General features: G+C 31.3%; 1 protein-coding gene. It reads left to right on the forward strand.

From position 1 onward, the window contains the following. Nucleotides 1-684 precede the first annotated feature (684 nt). The coding region (locus NAAC61_RS10460; protein WP_337920139.1) for an Rpn family recombination-promoting nuclease/putative transposase at nt 685-1,561 on the forward strand (877 nt) is incomplete at its 3' end.

The raw sequence follows: 1,561 nt of genomic DNA on the forward strand, positions 1-1,561 counted from the left end.
AAGCTAAGATAAGAGAAGCAGACGAAAAGACGATAGATTACATAGGGGATAACTTGTTAGAGATAAGCATAGAAGAATTAAAAGAAAAACTGAAATAGTTGTAGAAGGCTGATACTAATATCAAGTATAAGGTTTATAATTCTGCTTTTAAAAAATATCACTCCTTTGTTGTGATGGTTTCAATGAGGAGTGATATATTTTTGTCTCCTGACATTGGATGTTATGACAGAAGATTTATTCATGCCTGTTTTAGAATTCTTACGTTTTTGTAACTGTCAAATTTGCCTATTGGCTCTATTTTGGCTCAATTGGCTCTATTTTGGCTCAATTGATAATATATTTGTCTTTTAGCTTCCCGCTGCATTATAACTATTCCTTTATCAACAAGATTGCGAAGATCTCTTGTCGCTGTTGGTTTTGATGTTTTATTTAACTCTTGATACGGACGAAGGGCCGCTAAAACTCATTATATATAAGTTATATGATAAAATAACACCTTTCAAAAACATATGGTATAATTAAGTTGAATAACACAAATCTAACAAAAAAGCTAGGTCAAAGATGAGTGAATTAAACAATCCACACGATGCTTTCTTCAAAAAACATTTTGGTAACATAAAAATAGCTCAAAATTTCTTAGAAAACTATCTACGTTTGCTGCTTTGTGCAAACGATTTTTTTTAAATGATTTTGAATTTGGACTTGATTTCGGGGATCTTAAGGGGCAAGCCCCTTAATGATTACAGCTATGTGGATGAAGATTTAAAAGAAAGTCACTCAGACATGTTGTACAAAACGAGAATAAATGGAAAAGATGGATACATATACATTCTCTTTGAACACAAAAGTTACAACGATCCTCGTGTACTTCTACAACTTTTAAAATACATACTCAGGATATGGGAGGAAAAATACAACACTAAAACGAACAAATTACCTATAATAATACCACTAGTAATATACAATGGAGAAAACAAGTGGAATATAGAGACCAAGTTAATAAATCTCATAGAAGGAATAGAAGAGTTACCAGAAATAATGAAACAATACATACCCACTTACCAATATGAGATATATGATTTCTCACCGGAAGAAAAATTAGGTATAGTAGGGTTAGCAAATTTAAAGGCGATATTACAAACGACAAGGGTGGCAAGAGTAAGAAGGGGAGAAAAGTTTGATGAAGAATTAAGAAGGGCATTTGAACTTCTTGTTGGGATAAAAGACAAAAAGACGTTTAATGAATTATTTGAATCGTGTATGTTGTATTTAATGTATACAAGGGACGATATAAACATAGAAAAGGTAAAAGAAGTAGCAAAAAAGGTAATGGATGAAAGGGGTGAATTGATAATGACGATAACAGAAAAGTTAAAGAATGAAGGAATGGAAAAAGGTATTGAAAAAGGTAAACTTGAAGGAGAAAGAGAATTAATCATAGAAATTCTCAATCAAAGGTTTGGAGAAGATTTCGATAAAAGTTTAGAAGAAAAGATCAGAAAAGCAAACGAAGAAACTATAAACCAAATAAAGAAGAACATTCTAAGTATTACATTAGACG

This window comes from Petrotoga sp. 8T1HF07.NaAc.6.1 (assembly GCF_016772115.1).
Classification (GTDB): Bacteria; Thermotogota; Thermotogae; order Petrotogales; family Petrotogaceae; genus Petrotoga; species Petrotoga mobilis.